We start from the raw sequence: 20,224 nt of genomic DNA, 5'->3' as shown, positions 1-20,224 counted from the left end.
GCACCAGATCCTGCCCCCTTCGCAGGATCTGGTGCGGCGAGTCGAGAATGACCCAGGGCGGGGCCGAGTTCATCTCGATCCGGCGAGGTTGGATGGTGAATGCGCAGGTGTACAAGGGTTTTCGGACGCCGGAAAAGCTTTCCGGACCGGAAAATTCCGGGGTGGTTCGGGGCCGCTGGGCGGCGTCGATTGGGCGCGGTACCCTTTCCGCCATGGTGTCGGGTTCGGCGAATGACGAAGGGGGTTCGCCGCGAACGATGTTCGGGGCCCGACTGACGGAATTGTGGGCGCTGGCGGGTAATCCGACACTGCGGCGAGTGGTGACGGCGTCCGAGGCCCGGATGCGCCCGGCGACGGGGCACGGCTCCGGGACACGAATCACGGTGCAGCGCATCAGTGATTGGCGGGCCGGACGCAATCTGCCGGTGCGGTTCGAGGCGTTCGCCCCGGTACTGCTCACGCTGCTGACCTTGGCGGGTAATCAGGTTCCGGCGGAGCTGGCGGATCGCCGGGCCTGGCGACGACTGTGGAACGCGGCCAGGGAAACCACTCCCGACACCGGCGCGGGTAAGTCCGCACGGACCGGGGATCGCACGGACGGTGGCGATTCCGAACAGCGCCCGCGCATCACCAACGCCCTGCGGCGCGATATCGAGACCTTCACCGGCCGCGAGGCCGAACTGCAGCGCCTGGTCGATTCGGCCCAACCGGGCCGGGTGCTGGCCGTGCACACGGTGGACGGTATGCCGGGCATCGGCAAGACCACCCTGGTCACCCACGCCGCGCATCTGCTGGCCGAGAAGTTCCCCGACGGAAGATATTTCGTCGAGTTGAACACCCATACCGCGGGCCAATCCCCCGCCGAACCCGCCGATGTGCTGGCCCGGCTGCTCACCGATCTGGGCATCGACGCCCGGCATCTGCCGGACACGCTGGTCGGCCGCCGGGATCTGTGGCGGGATCGACTGGCGGACAAGCGCGTTCTACTCATCCTCGACGATGCCGGGACCCATGATCAGATCGAACCGCTATTGCCCAGTGCGCCAGGCTGTCTGACCCTGATCACCAGTCGCCGCAGACTCATCGCATTGGACGGCGCGGTGCCGCTGTCGCTGGATGTGCTGGACCCGAGCACCGCCGTCGATCTGTTCTGCCGTTCGGCGCATCGCGCCACGACGACCGAATCCGATTACGCCGCAATAGCGGAGATCGTACGGCTCTGCGGCTATCTGCCGTTGGCGATCGTACTGCTGGCCGGTCGTCTGGCGCACCATCCGACCTGGTCGGTCACCGATCTGGCCCGCGAGTTCAATACCGCCCACGATCGGCTCGACGAGCTCGATACCGGTCACCATGCGGTCCGCGCCGCATTCACCACCTCGTATTCCGCACTGCCCCCGGACCGGCAGCGGCTCTTCCGGCGCCTGGGCCTGCACCCCGGAACCGATTTCGACGCGTACGCGGCCGCCGCGCTGGCGGATATTCCGCGGCTCGCGGCCCGCCGAGGTCTCGAAGCGCTGTACACCGATCATCTGATCGACGAAATCGCCCCGGGCCGCTACAGATTTCACGATCTGGTGCGCGAATACGCCGTTGGGGTGGCGGCGGACGAGACCGCCGAGGATCGCGCCCGAGCCGTCGATCGCCTACTCGACTACTACCGGGACACCGCCAACGCCGCGGCCGTCCCCAGCGCACCGGCCGCATCCCCGGATGAGGCGAGCAGCCCTGTCGTGCAGACTTTTCCGGACTTCACCACCGCCCTGGCCTGGATTCGCCGGGAGCGCTCGAATCTGCTCGCCGGTCTGGAGTACGCCGGAGCGGCCAATCATCTCGCCCGGGTGGTCGCGCTGACCGATGCCCTCACCAGTGAGATGCGCCTGATCGGGGCGGCGGCTCCGGCCGTGGCCATCGTGCAGCGCGCCCTCGTCGCCCCGGACACCATCGCCGATCGGCATGCGAGCGCCTTCGCCTTCAAAGACCTGGGCGCGACCTGGTATTTCCACGAGGACTATGTCCGTGCGGCGGCGGTGGTACAGCGCGTATTGGAGGTCTCCGCGGATAGCGTCGACGCCGAAACCCGCGCTGCCGCATGGCGAACCCTCGGCCGGGTCCGCTATCTGTCCGGGTCCTACGCCCTCTCCGGTGCGGCGCTCGAACAGGCGCGGCAGCTCTATCGCGCCGCCGGGCGATCGCGGGAAGAGGTGAGCGTGCTGTCCACTCTGGGCTGGGTCACCCACCTCACGGGCGAGTACCTGACCGCCGCCGAGATGCTGCGCGAGTGCCTGACACGCTACGAAGAACTCGGTTCGCCCTTCGGCAGCGCCGGAACCCTCGTCAAGCTCGGCTGGGTCAACTTCCTGCTCGACGATGCGGCGACCGCGGTCGAACAGTTGCTCATGGGACAGCAGATCTTCCTGGCCGGCAATCAGCCGGCGGGTGCCGCCTCCGCCATGGAGACGCTGGCGTGGATTCGCGTCATCTCCGGTGATACGCGTGGTTCGATGGACCTGCTCGAACAGGCCCTGCACTGCCACCGTCAGATCGGCAGTCTCTCCGGGCAGGCCTTCGTGCTCAACAATCTCGGTTTCGGAATGTATGACCTGGAGGATCACGACGCCGCCGACGCCTATCTGGAACAGGCGCTCGAGCTCTACCGGACCATCGGCAATCGAGCGGGTGAAGCCTCGGTCTTCAGTAACCTCGGGCTCGTCCGGCAGGCCATGGGCGAGCTCGAGGCGGCGGAAGAGGTATTGCGGCGGGCACTCACGATCAATAGCGAGATCGGCAATGTGCACGGCGTTACCGAAGCCCAGGAGCGACTGTGGGCGCTGGGCTCACACACCGAAACCTCCGCCTGACACCGGCACCCAATTACCGATGCCCTGTTTGCCGAGAATGACCGATCCGATGAGCAGATCGCGGCCGATGGCGCCCGATACCGGCCCTTCTTCGTCAGTCCACCCACCGAATCCTTCGAACCGTGGGACATTTTCGTCGTAGCGGACGAGTCGAGCGCCAGACTGCAGTGGGGTCCAGCCGGTCGCCATGAGCTGCGCGAACGCGTGCTCGCGCCCGGCGAGTTCGCGGATGTGCCACGGCGGTTCCTGGACGCATTGGAATGGGAGGGCCGGTAATGCCTGGATCGAAACCCGTATCGACCTCGCGGCTGGCCCGCGGCTCCAAACTGGGCGCGGTGGTGGCCGTACAGGCGGTCCGCAAACGGCGCACCAAACTCTCCATGATCGGCAGATCCGCCGAGGTGCGCGCTCGGCTGGCCGATGATTCGGTCGTACGGCTGGCCGAACAGCTGGTATTGGTGCTGGGCGAAATGAAGGGCCTGGCAATGAAACTCGGGCAGCTGATGTCGCTGCTCGATCTGGAGTTGGTGCCGCCCAGGCATCGCGAGACCTTCCAGCGCCGCCTGGCGGTGCTCTTCGATCACGCCCCGTCCGTCGAGTTCGCGGCCATGCGCCAGGTGATCGAGGAGGATCTGGGCAAACCGCTCGAGGAGCTGTTCGCCGAATTCGATCCGGAGCCGATCGCCGCCGCCTCCATCGGACAGGTCTATCGCGCAAGGCTTTTCGACGGCACCGAGGTCGCGGTGAAGGTGCAGTACCCGGGTATCGATCTGGCGGTCCGCGCCGATCTGCGCAATCTCGGCATGCTGCGGGTGATGATGCAGCAGGTGGCGCTGCCCGGATTCACCGTCGGCGTGCTGGACGAACTCCGCGCGAACTTCGAGAAGGAGCTCGACTACCAGGTCGAGGCGTGCACCCAGCAGCATGTGGCGACCATATACGCCGATCACCCGTTCATCACTGTGCCGCAGGCGTTTCCGGAGCACAGCAGTCGCCGCGTGCTGGTGACCGAGTACTCACCGGGCATCGATTTCGAGGCCATGCGCGCACTGCCGGAGGCCGAGCGAGATCGCATCGGCGAAATCGTCTACCGGTTCTATGTGGGCTCACTCTTCGAACTCGCCGAGTTCTGCGGTGATCCGCATCCGGGCAATCTGCTGCTGCGCCCGGATGGCCGGGTGGTGTTCCTGGATTTCGGGCTGTACAAGCGAATGGAGCGCGAGCACATAGCCTTCGAGGCCGTCTGCCTGCGCGCCACCGCCGAGGATCGGTTCGACGAGCTGTACCGGTTGATGGTCGAGCGCGGTGTCATCGACGAGTCGTCGCAGGTCACACCGGAGGAGTGCTACAACTATGTGCTCTCCGCCGCGGAGTGGTCGCTGGTGGACGAGGAGTTGCCGCTCACCCCGGAGTTGGCCTCGGCGGCGTTCCTGCACGCGGTGGATCCGCGCATCGCCGAATTCGACGGTATGCGCGGGCAGAATCTGCCGCCGGAGCATCTGTTCTCGCGCCGGGTCGACTTCTGGACCTGCGCCACACTGGGCCAGTTGCGCGCGACGGCGAATTGGCATCGCATTGCCCGGGAGTGGCTCTACGGTGAAGAGCCGACGACGGATCTGGGCCGGCTGCACCAGGATTGGCGGCTGGGTCATCAGCTCGACAATGCGGCGCGAACCTCCAGGATATGACGACAATCACCGCGTTAACAATGTGCGCCACGTTGAGGATTTCACTGTGAATCACTCGTCCGGAATTTCCGGGCATCGCGCACTGAGATGGCAAATCTTCTGGGAGGCAGAGCGTGCGATCGATAAAGCGAACTTCGGGTAAAGCGGTGCGGAAGAACCGCATATTCACGACCGTGGGGGCGGTGGTGCTCATCAGCACGTCGGCGTTGCTCATGACGGCGTGCAATGACAAGGACACCGCGGCCGGGCCGACGAGTTCCCAACTCGCCCAGCCCATGGGGACGGGGCAGCCCGACGGGACATCACCCGGTGGCAGCAGCACCAACGGTCAGGCCACCGTGCGCAGTATCGGCAAGACCGGCTGGTACGAGGGCTTCGACATCACCGTGGACAAGGCCACCGTGATCCCGGACGAATTCGGTGGCGCGAAGGTGCGCATCGATATCACCTACAAGAACACCACCACCGACAACAAGACCCTGAGCACTGTGCCGACGCTGCTGGTGGGCGGGCAGATCGACGGCGGCGCGGGCTTCGACAATCCGGAGGTACCCGGAAAGGGTTCGGCCGCGGGCAATGTCACCACCTCGGTGCAGAAACTCTCCGATGCCCAGCATCTGCTGGATACCCTGACCGTGGTCTACGGCACGGCCGCGGAGAACCAGACGATCATTCCGCTGAAGGCCGACGGCAAGGTGGAGAGCGTCGCGCCCAAGGCGCTGACCATCTCGGGCACGCTGGTGCAGGATCAGACCACCATTCAAATCACCGGCGGCACACTGACTCCCAGTTACACCAAGGGTGAGCACGGCAAGATGGATCTCGCCCTGCACGTCAAGATCATCGGCGGATCGGGTATCCCCGATGGCGGCGCCAATATCTTCTACGAATACTTCAGCGTGAAAACACCTGACGGCCAGAGTCTTCCGGCCGACGATCGTGGACCCATCAACGAGTTGCTGGAACGCAATCAAACCATCGACAACGCCAAGGATTTCGCCATCTTCGTGGTGCCGTCACCGGGTAGCGGCACCTATGTGCTGACCTACGACGCCACCAAGGGCGCGAGCACCGCGCCGACGTTCTCCTTCACGGTGAACTGACACCGGTTCGAAAACGGCGTCGCCTGACAATCACAGGCGGCGCTGTTTTTCGGTACTGTGTGCGCAGATTCCGGGGAGGAATATGAGGATCGTCTCGATCTGCGCGGGCGCCGTCGTCACGAGCATATTGCTCGGCTCGACCACCGGGGTCGCGAATGCCGAACAGGCGGAGGACCATCCGGACTCCTGCCTGGTGGTGGCGAACCGGACGGGGGCGGCGCTGACCATCACGCTGAACTATCCGGTGGTCTCGGGGACCTGGAATTACGCGGTGGACGAGACGCCGACGGTGCTGGCGGATGAGGCTGACGCGGTTGTCACCTCACCCACTGGGGTGTGGGACGTGCATCTGGACCACGGTGTCGGGACCGACTGGGTATATGACGGGGAGCAGAACACCGGTCAGGGGTGCAATGGGTCCTGGCTGCTCACGGTCAACGCCTGACTCGACGGGCGGCGAGCGGCCGGGGATCGGTAGCCTCTTGATCGGCAAGGGTTAGACCAGCAGGGACGCCGGCGGTTGTGCGCCGGTGGATGGGGGACGATTCCGATTACGGCACAGGGAATTTCGCGATGGGGGGCGTTCGCGCGCCCGGACAGCGCTCGACTACGCAGGATTCGGCTGATCGCGCTGATCGCCGGGGTGGTGGGCATACTGCTGGCGGTGCTGACACCGCTGCTACCGGTTCGGCAGGACCACGCGAGTCTGGATTGGCCGCAGGCGCAGTCGATTCAGTTGACCGTGCCACTGGTGGACTATGCACCGCTCGCGCTGGATGTGAGCATCCCGTGCACGGCGCTGCGCGACCTGGCCACCGGCACGGTGCTCGCCACCGTCCCGGTGAAATCCCAGGGCGCGACCGGCAAGGGTCTACTGGCCCGCATCGAGGACAAGAACGGCTCGGGCCGTACCCTCTCGGTCCTGCTCCGCGATATCCCCCTGCTCAGCGTGCCGATGAGCGAGATCTCGACAGCCGCACCCACATTCGCGCCGAACGCGACCAGCGTGGGCAATGGCATGCCGCCGGGTGGCACGCAGACGGGAGGCGGTGCACGGCCCGCGGGCACCAACCCGCCACCGGGCAGCATGCCACCTCCCGGCGCGACACCGCCCCCGGGCAGCACTCCTCCGCCCGGCGCGACCCCTCCGCCCGGCAGCACGCCACCTCCCGGCGCGACACCGCCCCCGGGCAGTACTCCTCCGCTCGGCGCGACCCCTCCGCCCGGCAGCACACCGCCACCCGGCGCGACACCGCCCCCGGGTAGCACTCCGCCCGCTGGCGCGACTCCCCCGGCGGGCAGTACTCCTCCCGGCGGTGCCACAGCTCCCGGCGGCGCGACTTCCCCCGGCGGTGTCACTCCTCCAGGAGGCGGCGCTCCGACGACCGGCGGCAATCCGCCGCCGGGTGCCAGCGGTGATCCCGGCGCCAACTCGGCACTCGGGAATGACGCCGGACCGGCCGCCGACCCGGGACCGGCCGCCGCGCCGAATTGCGGTGCGCTGGTGGTGCATTCGACTTCGGCCTCGACCACGGCCGAATTGACCGGGCTGAATCGCAAGGACGGAACGCCCTACAAGACGACGGTCGAGCGGGATGTGCGACCGCAGATCGTCGGCGTGTACACCGATTTGGATCGCGCGCGGGTGACCGATGCGCGATTGCACGCGGATATCGATGCGCGGTTCTCGTCGACGCCGAGCGCGTTCAAGCTCGCGGCGATTGCCGGGGCCGTGTTGTGCACGCTCATCGCGCTGCTCTGCCTGCACCTGATCGATACCGCCGACGGTCGCCGGGCACGCCGATTCCTGCCCGCGCGCTGGTGGCGGTTCGGGCCGGTCGACGGGGTCGTGCTCGGCACCTTGGCACTGTGGCATGTGATCGGAGCCAACACATCCGACGACGGCTACATCCTCACCATGGCGCGGGTGTCCAAGCACGCCGGGTACACGGCCAACTACTACCGCTGGTTCCAGGTTGCCGAGGCGCCGTTCGGCTGGCCGTACGAGATCCTCGCGCAGATGACGCGGGTGAGCGAAGCCAGTCTGTGGATGCGCCTGCCCGCCCTGTCGGCAGGCATGCTGTGCTGGCTGGTGATCAGCCGGGAAGTGCTGCCGCGCCTGGGTTCCCGGGTGCGTGCGAACTCCGCCGCCCGCTGGACCGCCGGACTGGTCTTCCTGGCGATCTGGTTGCCGTTCAACAACGGCCTGCGCCCGGAACCCCTCATCGCACTCGGGGCACTGCTCACCTGGTGTTCGATGGAGCGCGCCATTGCCACCCGCCGCCTGCTGCCCGCGGCCGCGGCGGCTTTGATCGCGGCTTTCTCCCTGGCAGCAGGCCCGAGCGGACTCATCTGCCTGGCCGCTCTGATCGCCGGTTCCCGCTCGGTCATTCGAACCGTAATCGCCCGAGCCCGAAAGGATTCCGACCGCAACCTCGTTCCGCGTGCCGAATCCGGCTCCGGCGGTGGCTCGGTCGGCGTCTCATACACCGATTCCTTCGGCCGACTGCTGCGATACGGCGCGCTGATCGCACCGATTGTGGCGGCCGGGGTGCTGGTGCTGGTGCTGGTGTTCGCGGATCAGACGGTGGCTTCGGTCCTGGAGGCCGTTCGGGTACGGACGGCCGTCGGGCCGAATCTGACCTGGGTGGATGAGCCGACGCGCTGGGAATCACTGCTGTCGCTGACGCCGGATGGTTCGCTGGCGCGGCGATTCGGGATCCTGGCAATGCTGCTCTGCCTCGGCATCTGTGTACTGGTGGCGCGCGGGCGCGGTGGGCGGATCGCGGATACGGCGCGCGGGCCGGTGGCCCGGGTGCTGGGCATTGTGGTCATGTCGCTGCTGTTGATGATGTTCACGCCGACCAAGTGGACGCACCACTTCGGCGTGTACGCGGGGCTGGCCGCCGCCCTGGCCGCGATCACCACGGTTGCGCTGAGCGGCAACAGAATCCGCGCGCCCTACCAGCGGTCGCTCTTCGGCGCGGCCGTACTGTTCCTGCTGGCGGTGACCTTCACCGGATCGAATGGCTGGTGGTATGTCTCCGGATACGGCGTCTCCTGGCCGGACCGCGCGCCGTCGTTCGGCGGGTTGAGCATTGCCACCGTCTTCCTGATGCTGACGACACTGGGCCTGGCACTGGCTGGCTGGCAGTACTACCGCGAGCCAGCCGGAACCGCCACTCCCACCGGCCGTTTCGACCGATTCCGCCCGCTGACCATCGCGGCCGCCGCCCTGGTGCTGTTCGAGGTGGGGTCCATGGCGCAGGCCGCGTACGAACAGTACCCGGCGTATTCGGTGGCGCTGTCCAACCTGCGCACGCTCGCGGGCAAGGACTGCGCCATGGCGGATGACGTGCTGGTGGAGACGGATACACCGAGTTCACTGCTCCAGCCGTACACCGGAAAGACCGCAGATGGTCTCGCCGCCGACAATGCCGGATTCACCGCCAATGGCGTCGGCGATCTCATGCCCGATCCCGGGCCGGGAGGAAAGTCGGGCCCACCGTCGGGCAGCGGACCGCCCCCGGGTGGCGGACCCGGCGGCGGCCCGGGCGGACCCGCGGGTGGCCCCGGCGGTACCACGACCGAGACCGGAATCAATGGCAGCACAGTCGCTTTGCCATTCGGCCTGGACTCGGCACGCACCCCCGTCCTGGGCAGCTACGCCACCGGCGACAAACAGCCCGCCCACCTGACCACCCAGTGGTATCGCATGGATTCGGCTGCCGCGCGGCGGGATTCCGCCTACCGAGTGCTGGTGTTGACCGTCGCCGGACGGATCGAAGGCCGGCAGCTACGAGTGGAGTTCGCGCACCGCGCCGATGACGGCACCGTGCAGCCCCTCGGCGATCTACTGCCGCCGAGTGTCGGCGGCGCGCCCATGTGGCGCAATCTGCCCATTGCCCTGGATCGAATTCCCGCACAGACCAATGCGATTCGCCTGGTCGCCACGGTCGACGCGCTCACCGACAAGCAGTGGATCGCGGTCACCCCGCCCAGGCTCCCCCGCCTGGCCACCTTGGATTCGGTGGTCGGCCACTCCGAGCCGGTCCTGACGGATTTCCATGTGGGACTTGCCTTCCCCTGCCAGCATCCGCTGGATCACAAGGACGGTGTGGCGGAGCTCCCCGGTTGGCGCATCACGCCCGACAAACTCAACTCACAGGTCTCCAGCTCCTGGGAGGACGATTCCGGCGGCGGCCCACTGGGCTGGATCAACCTGGTATTGCAGCCTCGCATCGTCCCGGCCTATCTCGAGAACGATTGGACACGGGACTGGGGCGAACTCCAGCGCTTCCAGTTCGCCGCCAATGCCCGTGCACCACAGGCGGATATCGGCGTCACGGTCGAAAATCGTTGGGGCTGGACCGATGACGACCCCATCAAGGTCAAGTAGCCAGCCCGGGTAGACAAGAAAAGATCCGCCGCGGTCCGAATTCCGGTCCGCGGCGGATCTTTTCGTCAAACCCTACTTCTGCGGCGGCTGCCCACCGCCGGGCGGACCGTCACCCGGAGGCTGCTGTCCACCGGGAGGCTGCGCGCCCGGGGGCAGCGGCTTGCCGATGTGCTGCGCGATATCGGGCATCAGGCGGTTGGCCACCTGCTCCCATTGACCCCAGTTGTGCACCCCGATACTCGGGAAGTCGTAGGTGACATTGTCATAACCCAGCGCCTGCAACCGCGATTGGAACGCCTTGGTATTGGCCAGCGCGATCCCCTCCAGCGGCATGCCCTGGATGATGGCGTCCGGCGAGGACAGATCCTGTTGCGCCGGAACAGCACTGCCCGCGGCGATGTACAGCCGCGTGTTGTTGGCGATCAGCGTCGGCGCGAAGGCGACGGCATCGAGCCGCTCCCACTCCGGGCTGCCCGCCGCGGCCATGGCGTCGATGTTGTAGCCGCCGGCGGCGAGCATGGCCAGGCGCAGAGCCTCTCGCATACCCGGCGCGGACGAGTGCAGGTAGCCAGAGAGCGATCCCGCGTACACGAACTGGTCCGGATGGTAGGCCGCCAGTACCACCGCGGCGCTACCGCCGCTGGAGAGTCCGAACACACCGTTGCGACTGTCGCTGAATCCCAGTCGATCTCGCAGTGCGTTGCGCAGATTCTGCGTGATGAAGGTTTCCCACTTGTACGTATTGGTCTTGCCCGCGGTCTCGTCCCAGCCCGCGATGGCCGATCCCGAATCGCGCCCCGGCAGCAGGGAGGCGTCGGGATTGACGCCGAAGAAGTTGCTCGGCTCATTCCAGTCCGCGTAGAAGCTGGATTCGCCGCCGACCGGGGTGACCACATTGATATTGAATTTGGCGAGCGCGGCCGGAATACCGGTGTGCAGCTCCCAGCCGTTCATATCGTTCTGTGCCCGTTCACCATCGAGCAGATAGACCACCCGATCGGTATTGCCGTCGGCGGCCCGGAAGATCCGCGATTTGATCGCTCCCATGGGGGAATCGACCATGAAATCGAAGCCCGACGGATCGTATTCGGCCCCCGCCGGACCGGCCGCCACCACCGACGCCCCGAAGGGAACAAGTGCCACCGCGACGGCGCCGACCACCGTCCGTCTGGCCCATCCACCCCGGGATCTGTGTCGGCGCTCCTGCGCCCCTCGCACAGCCACGCCACGCATATCCTGTTATGCCCTTCCGTTGTGCGGCCCGACTCGGCCACTCCCCACACCGACCCGCGCCGCCCCATAAGGGCCGCAGCCGATCTCGCCGAGCAGCATAACGCGCCTTTCCCGCCCCGTCCCCACCGAATGAGAACCTGGACAATCGATCACTCGTCCAGATCGGTGCGGGCTATTCCCTCCCGGAGGCGGCGGACGCGGTCACGGTGAAGGACGCACTGCGCCCGCGCGCATCCAAGCGCCCGTCACCCCAACTGGCGCCGCCGTACCCGTCGACCTCGATGGCGTACTCCCCCGCCGCGAGCGCCTCGGGCAACCGCACCGACGCCCACGGATGCCCGTCGACCAACTCCACATACGTCCGCTCCGCCTCGGCCCGCAACGCCACCAGGAAGATTCGCGCGTATTCCAGCTTCATATGCGCCGCCGTCGCACTCTCCGGTGACCAGTTGACCCCGAGTTCCCCTGGGGCCTCCCCGAATTCGACGGTGACCCGCAGCCTCGCCTCCCCTTCGAGCCCTGCCTGGTAGCTCACGACATCCTCCTCGACCACCCGGCCGTCGCGCACCCAACCGGCGACGCCCCGACCAGGCATTCCTGCCATCCAGGCTGGCACGATGACCCGGGCGAGGCAACGCGAGCCCCGCCGCGCACCGGCTACCTGTCATAGGGTCGCGCTAATCTCGGGCGCATGGGGCTGGCAGTGGCGACGCATGTATTCGCCGACGCATTGAACGATGATCAGGAATACGCCGATGAGCTGGCCGAACAGCTGCGGGCAATCAATGAGTTGCTCGCCGCGGAGGGACTGCCGCCGCATGAGGAGCCCGCAGCGCGCGGTGCGGAGACGGCCCGGGGTCGACTGGGCGGGGTGCCGTACAGCTTCATTCACTATCTGCGACGGGCCTATGCCCATGCCCGGGAGCATCCGGACGCACCGCTGACACCCGTTGCGGCGGGTGAGAATCCGACCGACGATCCGGTGGTGGATCGGCTCACCTACCTGTTCGATTCCCATCTGCTGTGCCATTCGGACTGCGAAGGCTATTACCTGCCGATCGATTTCGACGAGGTGCTGTATCCGGACGAGGCGCTCGGCATTCCCGGCGGGATGGTCGGGTCCAGTGCCCAGCTGCTGCGCGAACTCGTCTCTGTCGCAGCACATCTCGGCATTACGCTGATCGACGGCGAACTATCCGATGCCGAGATCGCCGCGATTCACGAGGGCGATGACGAGCATCCGTTCTACCGCGAGCGTGAGACCTGGCTGGTGCTGTTCGAGGAGGCCCGCGTCTCGATGGCCAACAACACCCTCATCACCTTCTGCTGAGCGGCTGTTAGGCTCCGGTCATGTCCATCAGCGTCCGCCTCGCTCCCGGTTGCCGCCCGCGCGGCTGCCGTGCGCCCGCGCGACGGGTGCTGGGGCGTCGGGTCCGGTATGTGATCGGATCCGAACCCGGACAGGTCAATGGCATGCGATGGCTCGGCGCGTCGCGCGCCGGACAGGGCGTTTGAGGGAGCCCGCGCTCCCTGCCCTGCCGTCTCCTCATCGAGCGTGTTCCCGACTCCGCTGTGAGTCGTGATTCGGCGCGCGGATACGCGTCTTCGTGACCCGATCCGAGCCAGACGACCCGGGGCCGCATACCCCAGGAGCAGACCATGACCAGTGAATTCTTCATACCCGACCCCGATGGCCGAATCCCCGGTGCCGAAGGGTATTTCGGCGACTTCGGCGGCAAGTTCATTCCGGAGGCGCTCGTCGCCGCCGTGGAGGAGGTGGCCGCCGAGTACGACAAGGCCAAGCTGGACCCGGCGTTCATCGCCGAGTTCGACGAACTGCTGGCCGACTATGCGGGCCGCCCGACCACCCTCACCGAGGTGCCGCGATTCGCGGCGCACGCGGGTGGTGCGCGGATCTTCCTCAAACGCGAGGATCTCAACCACACGGGTTCGCACAAAATCAACAATGTGCTGGGCCAGGCCCTGCTCACCCGGCGCATGGGCAAGCGCCGGGTGATCGCCGAGACCGGCGCGGGATCACACGGGGTGGCGACCGCGACCGCCTGCGCGCTGTTCGGCCTCGAATGCACCGTCTACATGGGCGAAGTCGATATCGCACGCCAGGCGCTCAATGTGGCCCGGATGGAAATGCTCGGGGCACAGGTCATTCCGGTCGCCTCCGGGTCGCGCACCCTCAAGGACGCCATCAACGAGACATTCCGCGACTAGGTCGCCAATGCCGACACCACGCACTACATCTTCGGCACGGTGGCGGGCCCACACCCCTTCCCCGCCATGATCCGCGATTTCCAGCGTGTGATCGGTGTCGAGGCCCGGCGTCAAATCCTCAGGCGCGCAGGGCGTTTACCCGATGCCGCGATCGCCTGCGTCGGCGGTGGATCGAATGCCATCGGCCTGTTCCACCCTTTCCTCGATGACGAGCGGGTACGCCTGATCGGCTGTGAGGCCGCCGGGCACGGCATCGAAACCGGTGCGCACGCCGCGACGCTGAGCGCGGGTGAGCCCGGCATTCTGCACGGTTCCCGCTCCTTCGTACTCCAGGACGATGAGGGGCAGATCACCGAACCCTGTTCCATCTCAGCGGGTCTCGACTATCCGGGCATCGGCCCGGAACACGCGTACCTGCACGATATCGGCCGCGGCGAATACCGCCCGATCACCGATGACGCCGCCATGCGAGCCTTTCGCCTGCTGTCGGCGACCAAGGGCATCATTCCGGCGATCGAGAGCGCGCACGCACTCGCCGGAGCCCTCGAGGTGGGCCGCGAACTCGGTTCGAACGGACTGTTGCTGGTCAATCTCTCAGGCCGTGGCGATAAGGATATGGACACCGCCACCGAGTACTTCGCGCGGCGGGAGGATTCCAAGTGAGCGGGAACGAACAACTGCTGACCGATACCCTCGCAAAGGCCGCGAGCGAGGATCGAGCCGCACTCATCGCGTATCTGCCCGCCGGTTTCCCCACCGTCGACGGCGGTATCACCGCGATCACGGCCATTCTGGAGAGCGGCGCCGACATCTTCGAAGTCGGTCTGCCACACAGTGATCCGGTCCTGGACGGCCCGATCATCCAGACCGCCGACGATATCGCCCTGCGCGGTGGTTGCCGCATCAGGGATGTGATGCGCACCGTGCGCGAGGTGTACCGGGCGACCGGCAAACCGATCTTGGTGATGAGCTACTGGAATCCCATCCAGCGCTACGGAATCGAGCGTTTCACCACCGAACTGGCCGAGGCGGGCGGCGCGGGGTGCATCCTGTCCGATCTCCCGGTCCAGGAATCGGCGCAATGGCGCGAGCATGCCGAGAGAATGGCTCTGGCAACGGTTTTCGTGGTGGCGCCGAGCAGCACCAATGACCGGTTGGCTGAAATAACCACGGCCGGTTCAGGATTCGTCTACGCCTCGGCACTGATGGGCGTCACCGGCAGCAAACAGTCCGTCGGCGCCGCGGCAAGCACCCTGGTGCGACGCGTCAAGGCGACCACCGGCCTACCGGTCTGCGTGGGGATCGGCATCTCCACCCCCGCCCAGGCCACCGAGGTCGCGGCCTTCGCGGACGGAGTCATCGTCGGTACCGCGCTGGTCAAGGCCCTACTCGACGCCCCCGACGCGGAGACCGGGCTGACCGCGGTCCGCGAGTTGACGGCCGCCCTCGCCGAAGCCGTCCACGAACGCCGGTAGAGCTCCGGGAAGCCCTGCGGCGAAAGTCCTCTCGTCATCCCGGCGCGCTCCTTGGCCGGGATGACGGGGGGAGGCATGGCCGGGATGACGTGACCGGATAGCCGTCAGCGAATGCAGGTGGTGCCCGCGGATAGTGTCCCGAGCACGCACTCCGGTTGTACCGAGCCGAGACCGGCGCCGACGTGCGGGTAGATGGCGGTCAGAAACCCGTACACGGTGTCCACGACCAGTCCCACTCCCAAGCCAGTGAGTACCGACAAGATATTGGGGTCCATATTCGCCCACAGTAGTCCCGACTTCGGGGGGCGAGGTCCGGCGACTTCTGGTTGTATCCCGGCTATGGCATTGCATATGAGCGCGGACGGGGATTGGCACATCGGTGACGACCCACTCGATCTGGATCCGTACCTGCGTGAACTGGGCGCGGAGGGCTATGCGATCCACGAGGTCAGACACTCGATCTGCGAGAACTGCGGTACCGACGTTTTCGGCGTCTCGGGCAACCCGGCCGAGGGCACCATCCGCCGGGAATGCCGCGGCTGCGGCACAGCCCATTTCGTAGCCGATTGTGGCGACGACTGGAACGACGGCAGTACCCAGCCCATGGTCTGCGACTGCGACCAGCGGGACTTCAATATCGCCGTCGGCTACTCGCTCTACGCCGCTGGCTCGGGCATTCGCGCTCTCGCCACGGCCGAACGCTGTCTGTCCTGCGGCCGCATCGAATCCTTCACCGGCTGGATGGTCCGCGGTCGCGATCTGCGCCTGCTCGACCTGGCATAGGACCGATCGGTTCCGCCCTCGTCCGCCAGCTCATAAATGGGTGGACGGGGGCGGAGCCGGTTGCTATTGTCCTTTTCGCCGTGAAATCGTCAGAGGAGGTGAGACCCATGAACGCTGTATCCATGTGGGTGCTCCCGCTCTGTTCACGGTTGCGCGATTGACGTAGGTGTCGCGGGGAGTGCCTGACACGCAAGGCATTCGAGAGGCACCATCATGCAATTCAATTCTGAGACGGTTGTGAACGGCGTCATCGAGCGCGGGTTCACCCTGGGCGAGATCACCGGGGCGCTCTGGTCCCCCGAACAAGGCACCGACGGCGCACCGCTCCTGCTGAGTGGCCACTCCGGCGGTATGCACAAGCACGCGCCGGGATTGGTCGCCAATGCGCGCTATCTGGTGACCGAATGCGGGTACACCGTGGCCGCCATCGACGCACCCGGACATGGCGATCGACCGCAGGACGCCGAAGACATAGCGGCCCGAGCCGCATTCCAGCGGGCCCATCAGACGGGCGAGCCGATGGGCCCGCTCATCGTCGAGTACAACACCTCGCTGGCCGAGCGCGCGGTACCCGACTGGCAGGCCACCATCGACGCCCTCCAGGAGCTGCCCGAGATCGGCCCCGACGCGCCGATCGGATACGGCGGCATGACGCTCGGCGTCGCGATCGGATTGATGTTGACGGCGGTGGAACCCCGCATCGCCGCAGCGTCATTCGGACCGGTCTTCGTCTATGACGCGCTGATCGAGGCGGCACGCAAGACCAGCATTCCGGTCGAGTTCCTGATCGCCTGGGACGATCCGCAGATCGAACCGCAGCCGACCATCACGCTGTTCGATAGCTGTGCGTCCCAGGACAAGTCGATGCACGCCTATCCGGGCGATCATCGCGGTATGCGCGGACTCGAATCGAGCCACCGAGCCCGCTTCTTCGCCCGGTATCTCGGCTAGAAAACATCACCGGTGATTCCCATCGCGACTCGCCGTCCTAGGCTGTGCGAGAGATCGATTCGTACGGGCGGAGGATTCACATGGTGATCGTCGCAGGCCACATCATTGTGGACCCGCAACAGCGGGAGTCCTACCTCGCGGAGTGCGTGCCCGTCGTGGAGCACGCGCGCAATGCCTCGGGTTGTCTGGACTTCTCGCTCGCCGCGGATCTGGTCGATCCCGGCCGGATCAATATCTTCGAGCGGTGGAAGTCGCGGGCGGCGGTCGAGGCCTTTCGGGGCAGCGGGCCGTCGGAGTCGCAGAACGCGCAAATCCGATCGGCCTCGGTCGCCGAGTACGACATCTCGGATGTGCGCGGCCTGAGCTGAATTCGGGCGATTCCGGCAGTGAAAGTTGCTGGACGTCTGCCTGATTCGCCATACCGGCCATCGTACGCAATGCGTACGGTGGCCGGTGTGCGTTCGAGCGATTTGCCAGCGTTTCGCGGGCCGCGCCGCAGCCATCCGCACTACGCCGACTTCGCAACTCATGAGCCCTTACTTTGCGGGGATTGCATCCGAAAGTGTCGCTGAGATAACGGAATAGGTATGTTGTGGGCTACGGTCTGGCGTGTTGCGCGAGTGCGCCCGACCCCGGTGTAGCCGACAGGATTGACGAAACCCCATATGGCCGTGATGTTTCTCTGGATACTTGTTCCTCTACTTGTGGTCGCGGTGGCGACAGCGGGTTATGCGGCGGTGCGCGTCCGCACCGAGCGCAAGCGCGCCGATCAACTGGCCGCACAGGTGCGAGGCTGGGAGCAATTGCTCGAACAGCTTGTGCGCAAGACGCTTCCGTCGGTCACCGAATCGATTCGGCGTCCGGGTATGCCGATCACCGGGACCGAGAGTCCGCCCGGACTCGAGCAGTCCAATATCGCTCCGCTGGTCTGGCAGACCGTCGAGTACTTTGCCGAAGATTTGCGCCTGCTCTGGGCCGAGGCTTCGGAGCAGGGCAAGCGCGAGGTCGAGGCACAGGCCCGGCAGGCGATCGCCAAGGCCGAGCAGGCCGTGCGCGATGAGGCGCAGGCGGTACGCGATCAGGCGCAGGGCGCGTCCCGCGATGTGACCGGCGCGGCCGTGCGCTCCTTCGGCACCTCGGTGGTGAGCCTGGGCGCGGACGTCGGCAAGGTGGTCAGCTCGGCGCTGCGCGAGCATCGCGATGACGCGGTCTACGAGACGCTCATCCGCATCGATCACAGTGTGCAGCAGATGATCCGGCAGGCGCAGTCCTATGTGATCGTCAGCGGTGGACTTCCCGGTCGGCGCTGGCCGCAGCAGTCGGTGACCGATGTGGTCGGCGGCGCCGTCGGGCGTGTGCGTGACTATCTGCGCGTGCGCACCACCCAGGCCGACCGCGTGGTGGTCAGTCGCGTGGTGGAGCCGCTGGTGCACACCGTGGCGACGCTGCTGGACAACGCGCTGCGGTATTCGCCGCCGACCTCGTTCGTGGACATCAGCTTTCAGGAGGGCCACCACGGCGTGACCATCCTCATCGATGACGCCGGCGTGCGAATGAATCCCGAGCAGCTCGAGGATGCCCGCCAGGTGCTCGCCGGGGAACGCTCGGTCGATATTCTCGAACTCGGCCCCGCGCCGAAGATCGGCTTCCCGTCCATCGCGGCGCTGGTGCGCCGCTACGGATTCAGCGTCTACGTCGACGGTCCGAACGCCTACGGCGGTGTGCGCGCCATGGTCTTCATTCCCGAATCACTCTTGGTCGCACCGCAGGACGTGCCGGAGCAGCCCGCATTGGCAGCGCCCATGGTCGTCGCCCCGGCGCAGGAGCCAACCACTGTGGAAGAGGAAGAAATCGCCGCGGCCCTCACCGCCAGCGGTCTCACCAAGCGGCGGCGGCGCACGGTGGTGCAGCCCAGCGGCCCCACCTCCGCTCCGATGCCCGCCCTCCAGGCGGCGCCCAGTCTGCCGCAGGCGCTCGAACCCGCGCCTACGCCGACGCTCCAACTAGCTCGACCGGAAATCGCCGTGGCGTGGTACAGCGGTTCGGTCAGTGGCCGTGTCGCCGCAGCCGAAACCGACCAGACCGAAGGGAAGAACTCGTGAACTCACCGATAGCGGCCGATCCGCAGACCGCGGTCCCCAACCCCGATAACAGCAACCGGCTGGGTTGGATGCTCTCGGATCTCGATATCCCCGGCGTCCGGTTCGCGGTGCTGCTGTCGGAGGACGGTCTGCGCATCGCGCACTCGGGCAATATCTCCAAGGACAATGCCGAACGCTTCGCCGCCGCGGCCTCGGGCCTGCGCTCCCTCGGCAAGGCGCTCGGTGAGTTCTGCGGCGGGCCGCAGGATCGCGTACGCCAGAACGTCACCGAGTACGACGGCGGAATGATCTTCATCACCGCCGCCGGCGAGGGTGCGGTCATCGGCGTCTCCACCACCCCGGAGGTCGATGTGGCGCTGGTCGCGCATCGGCTCAACGAGCTGGCCGCGCGGGTCGGGCACGAGCTCGGCGCCATACCGCGCGGCGGCGCCCGGCCGTGACCGGGCCGCGGCGGGATCCCGATCTGGTCCGGGCCTATGTGCGCACGGGTGGGCGTTCGCGCCCCACCCGGCAGCTGGACCTGGTCACCGTGATCGTCGCCGCCGACCTCGCGCTACAGGGTGGCTCGCCCGATGCGCGCAGAATCTGCGCGCTGTGCCGAGATGCCCTGTCACTGGCCGAGATCGCCGCACATCTCGACCTGCCACCCTCGGTGGTGAAGATCGTCGTCGCGGACCTGCTCGACAGCGGTCACCTGATAACCCGGACGCCCGTACACACCCTGCCGGACGTCAGCTTGCTGGAAGAGGTACTGAATGGGCTCCGTGCCCTTGCGGTCTGAGTCGGCGCCTCCCGGCGTCGACTATCTGGCCCCCACCGTCGTCAAGTCGGTAAAGCTGTTGGTGGCAGGCAATTTCGGCGTCGGTAAGACCACATTCGTCGGCAGTGTCTCGGAGATCAAACCGCTGCGCACCGAGGAGACCATTACCGAGGCCAGTGTCGGTGTGGACGATCTGGCCGGACTCGGCAGTAAGACCACCACCACCGTCGCCATGGATTTCGGCCGCATCACCCTGAATCCGCAACTGGCGCTTTACCTTTTCGGCACACCCGGCCAGCAGCGCTTCGTCCCGCTCTGGGAGGAGCTGGCCCTGGGCGCGCTCGGTGCGCTGGTGCTGGTGGACACCCGGCGCATCGAACAGTCCGATGAGGTGCTCGCCGTGCTCGAACAGCGCGGCGTGCCGTATTCGGTGGCGGTCAACGAATTCGAGGGCGCCAAGCGGTATCCGCTGGAGGAGATCCGCGATGCGCTCGACCTCGCCGAGGGCACCCCGCTGACGGCCCTGGACGCACGCGATCGGCGTACGTGCGTGCAGTCGCTCATCACCCTCGTCGAATACCTTTTTCATTCGCGTCAGGAGTCACGGATTTGACCACATCGACCGGGCCGACCGTCCTAG

The 20,224-nt window shown here is 66.6% G+C and carries 18 protein-coding genes and 1 pseudogene; 16 read left to right on the top strand and 3 right to left on the bottom strand.

Features of this window, described 5'->3' with window-relative positions:
* Positions 1 to 212 precede the first annotated feature (212 nt).
* The 5 genes from OHB26_RS20220 to OHB26_RS20200 all read left to right on the top strand — a co-directional run bounded on the left by OHB26_RS20220 (position 213) and on the right by OHB26_RS20200 (position 10,051).
* On the top strand, positions 213 to 2,861 hold the full coding sequence (locus OHB26_RS20220) for an ATP-binding protein (RefSeq protein WP_330178844.1): 2,649 nt from the start codon (positions 213 to 215) through the stop codon (positions 2,859 to 2,861).
* A 275-nt stretch (positions 2,862 to 3,136) separates the two neighbouring features.
* Entirely contained in the window at positions 3,137 to 4,549 is a 1,413-nt protein-coding gene (locus OHB26_RS20215; RefSeq protein ID WP_330178843.1) for an ABC1 kinase family protein, read from the top strand.
* Between the two features lie 146 nt (positions 4,550 to 4,695).
* Complete coding sequence (locus tag OHB26_RS20210) at positions 4,696 to 5,652, top strand: hypothetical protein (RefSeq protein WP_330178842.1); 957 nt, start codon at positions 4,696 to 4,698, stop codon at positions 5,650 to 5,652.
* A gap of 82 nt (positions 5,653 to 5,734) precedes the next feature.
* A complete protein-coding gene (locus OHB26_RS20205) occupies positions 5,735 to 6,097 on the top strand; it encodes a hypothetical protein (RefSeq protein ID WP_330178841.1) in 363 nt (120 codons plus the stop codon).
* 198 nt (positions 6,098 to 6,295) lie between these two features.
* Positions 6,296 to 10,051 carry an arabinosyltransferase domain-containing protein gene (locus OHB26_RS20200; protein WP_330178840.1) on the top strand — a complete coding sequence of 1,252 codons (3,756 nt, stop codon included), beginning with the start codon at positions 6,296 to 6,298 and terminating at the stop codon, positions 10,049 to 10,051.
* A 72-nt stretch (positions 10,052 to 10,123) separates the two neighbouring features.
* On the opposite strand, the gene OHB26_RS20195 is transcribed toward OHB26_RS20200, so the two are convergent.
* Both OHB26_RS20195 and OHB26_RS20190 read right to left on the bottom strand, forming a co-directional pair.
* Complete coding sequence (locus OHB26_RS20195) at positions 10,124 to 11,284, bottom strand: alpha/beta hydrolase (RefSeq protein ID WP_330178839.1); 1,161 nt, start codon at positions 11,282 to 11,284, stop codon at positions 10,124 to 10,126.
* Between the two features lie 172 nt (positions 11,285 to 11,456).
* Positions 11,457 to 11,879 (bottom strand): hypothetical protein, encoded by a 423-nt coding sequence (locus OHB26_RS20190; RefSeq protein WP_330178838.1) that lies wholly within the window; start codon positions 11,877 to 11,879, stop codon positions 11,457 to 11,459.
* A 96-nt stretch (positions 11,880 to 11,975) separates the two neighbouring features.
* Between OHB26_RS20190 and OHB26_RS20185 the strand changes: the two genes are divergently transcribed.
* The 4 genes and pseudogenes from OHB26_RS20185 (at position 11,976) to trpA (ending at position 14,988) form a co-directional block, all read left to right on the top strand.
* Positions 11,976 to 12,614 (top strand): hypothetical protein, encoded by a 639-nt coding sequence (locus OHB26_RS20185; protein ID WP_330178837.1) that lies wholly within the window; start codon positions 11,976 to 11,978, stop codon positions 12,612 to 12,614.
* 20 nt (positions 12,615 to 12,634) lie between these two features.
* Positions 12,635 to 12,799: a tryptophan biosynthesis modulator TrpM gene (trpM, locus tag OHB26_RS20180; protein ID WP_330178836.1), complete on the top strand. Its 165-nt coding sequence runs from the start codon at positions 12,635 to 12,637 to the stop codon at positions 12,797 to 12,799.
* Positions 12,800 to 12,943: 144 nt separating this feature from the next.
* Positions 12,944 to 14,176 (top strand): annotated as a pseudogene (trpB, locus tag OHB26_RS20175) (tryptophan synthase subunit beta).
* Positions 14,173 to 14,988 (top strand): tryptophan synthase subunit alpha, encoded by an 816-nt coding sequence (gene trpA, locus OHB26_RS20170; RefSeq protein ID WP_330178835.1) that lies wholly within the window; start codon positions 14,173 to 14,175, stop codon positions 14,986 to 14,988. The pseudogene trpB and the gene trpA overlap by 4 nt, the downstream one beginning before the upstream one ends.
* 104 nt (positions 14,989 to 15,092) lie before the next feature.
* Here trpA and OHB26_RS20165 read toward each other — a convergent pair whose 3' ends face one another.
* Positions 15,093 to 15,263, bottom strand: coding sequence for a hypothetical protein (locus OHB26_RS20165; protein WP_330178834.1), 171 nt, complete (start codon positions 15,261 to 15,263; stop codon positions 15,093 to 15,095).
* Positions 15,264 to 15,327: 64 nt separating this feature from the next.
* On the opposite strand from OHB26_RS20165, the gene OHB26_RS20160 reads away from it, so the two are divergent.
* From OHB26_RS20160 to OHB26_RS20130, 7 genes are all read left to right on the top strand, one after another.
* Complete coding sequence (locus tag OHB26_RS20160) at positions 15,328 to 15,771, top strand: hypothetical protein (protein WP_330178833.1); 444 nt, start codon at positions 15,328 to 15,330, stop codon at positions 15,769 to 15,771.
* Positions 15,772 to 15,984: 213 nt separating this feature from the next.
* Entirely contained in the window at positions 15,985 to 16,722 is a 738-nt protein-coding gene (locus OHB26_RS20155) for a dienelactone hydrolase family protein (RefSeq protein ID WP_330178832.1), read from the top strand.
* Positions 16,723 to 16,802: 80 nt separating this feature from the next.
* On the top strand, positions 16,803 to 17,090 hold the full coding sequence (locus OHB26_RS20150; RefSeq protein ID WP_330178831.1) for a putative quinol monooxygenase: 288 nt from the start codon (positions 16,803 to 16,805) through the stop codon (positions 17,088 to 17,090).
* A gap of 297 nt (positions 17,091 to 17,387) precedes the next feature.
* Positions 17,388 to 18,824 (top strand): sensor histidine kinase, encoded by a 1,437-nt coding sequence (locus OHB26_RS20145; protein WP_330178830.1) that lies wholly within the window; start codon positions 17,388 to 17,390, stop codon positions 18,822 to 18,824.
* A 68-nt stretch (positions 18,825 to 18,892) separates the two neighbouring features.
* Positions 18,893 to 19,264, top strand: coding sequence for a roadblock/LC7 domain-containing protein (locus tag OHB26_RS20140; RefSeq protein ID WP_330185713.1), 372 nt, complete (start codon positions 18,893 to 18,895; stop codon positions 19,262 to 19,264).
* Positions 19,261 to 19,605: a DUF742 domain-containing protein gene (locus OHB26_RS20135; RefSeq protein ID WP_330178829.1), complete on the top strand. Its 345-nt coding sequence runs from the start codon at positions 19,261 to 19,263 to the stop codon at positions 19,603 to 19,605. Before OHB26_RS20140 ends, OHB26_RS20135 begins: the two co-directional genes overlap by 4 nt.
* The gene (locus OHB26_RS20130) at positions 19,580 to 20,197 is read left to right on the top strand and encodes a GTP-binding protein (RefSeq protein ID WP_330178828.1); all 618 of its coding nucleotides are present in this window, start codon (positions 19,580 to 19,582) and stop codon (positions 20,195 to 20,197) included. Before OHB26_RS20135 ends, OHB26_RS20130 begins: the two co-directional genes overlap by 26 nt.
* Positions 20,198 to 20,224 lie beyond the last annotated feature (27 nt).

The sequence above is a fragment of the Nocardia sp. NBC_01503 genome (genome assembly GCF_036327755.1).
GTDB lineage: Bacteria > Actinomycetota > Actinomycetes > Mycobacteriales > Mycobacteriaceae > Nocardia.
The sequence above is the reverse complement of the archived record's forward strand: the minus strand, read 5'-3'. Positions and strand labels throughout refer to the sequence as shown.

Bases quoted from the DNA above. Each gene is read 5' to 3' on its own strand.
- OHB26_RS20140 (WP_330185713.1), top strand. From the start codon at position 18,893: ATGCTCTCGGATCTCGATATCCCCGGCGTCCGGTTCGCGGTGCTGCTG.
- OHB26_RS20150 (WP_330178831.1), top strand. From the start codon at position 16,803: ATGGTGATCGTCGCAGGCCACATCATTGTGGACCCGCAACAGCGGGAG.
- OHB26_RS20220 (WP_330178844.1), top strand. From the start codon at position 213: ATGGTGTCGGGTTCGGCGAATGACGAAGGGGGTTCGCCGCGAACGATG.
- OHB26_RS20205 (WP_330178841.1), top strand. From the start codon at position 5,735: ATGAGGATCGTCTCGATCTGCGCGGGCGCCGTCGTCACGAGCATATTG.
- OHB26_RS20215 (WP_330178843.1), top strand. From the start codon at position 3,137: ATGCCTGGATCGAAACCCGTATCGACCTCGCGGCTGGCCCGCGGCTCC.
- OHB26_RS20190 (WP_330178838.1), bottom strand. From the start codon at position 11,879: ATGCCTGGTCGGGGCGTCGCCGGTTGGGTGCGCGACGGCCGGGTGGTC.
- OHB26_RS20185 (WP_330178837.1), top strand. From the start codon at position 11,976: ATGGGGCTGGCAGTGGCGACGCATGTATTCGCCGACGCATTGAACGAT.
- OHB26_RS20145 (WP_330178830.1), top strand. From the start codon at position 17,388: ATGGCCGTGATGTTTCTCTGGATACTTGTTCCTCTACTTGTGGTCGCG.
- trpM (WP_330178836.1), top strand. From the start codon at position 12,635: ATGTCCATCAGCGTCCGCCTCGCTCCCGGTTGCCGCCCGCGCGGCTGC.
- OHB26_RS20155 (WP_330178832.1), top strand. From the start codon at position 15,985: ATGCAATTCAATTCTGAGACGGTTGTGAACGGCGTCATCGAGCGCGGG.
- OHB26_RS20160 (WP_330178833.1), top strand. From the start codon at position 15,328: ATGGCATTGCATATGAGCGCGGACGGGGATTGGCACATCGGTGACGAC.
- OHB26_RS20130 (WP_330178828.1), top strand. From the start codon at position 19,580: ATGGGCTCCGTGCCCTTGCGGTCTGAGTCGGCGCCTCCCGGCGTCGAC.
- OHB26_RS20195 (WP_330178839.1), bottom strand. From the start codon at position 11,284: ATGCGTGGCGTGGCTGTGCGAGGGGCGCAGGAGCGCCGACACAGATCC.
- OHB26_RS20165 (WP_330178834.1), bottom strand. From the start codon at position 15,263: ATGGACCCCAATATCTTGTCGGTACTCACTGGCTTGGGAGTGGGACTG.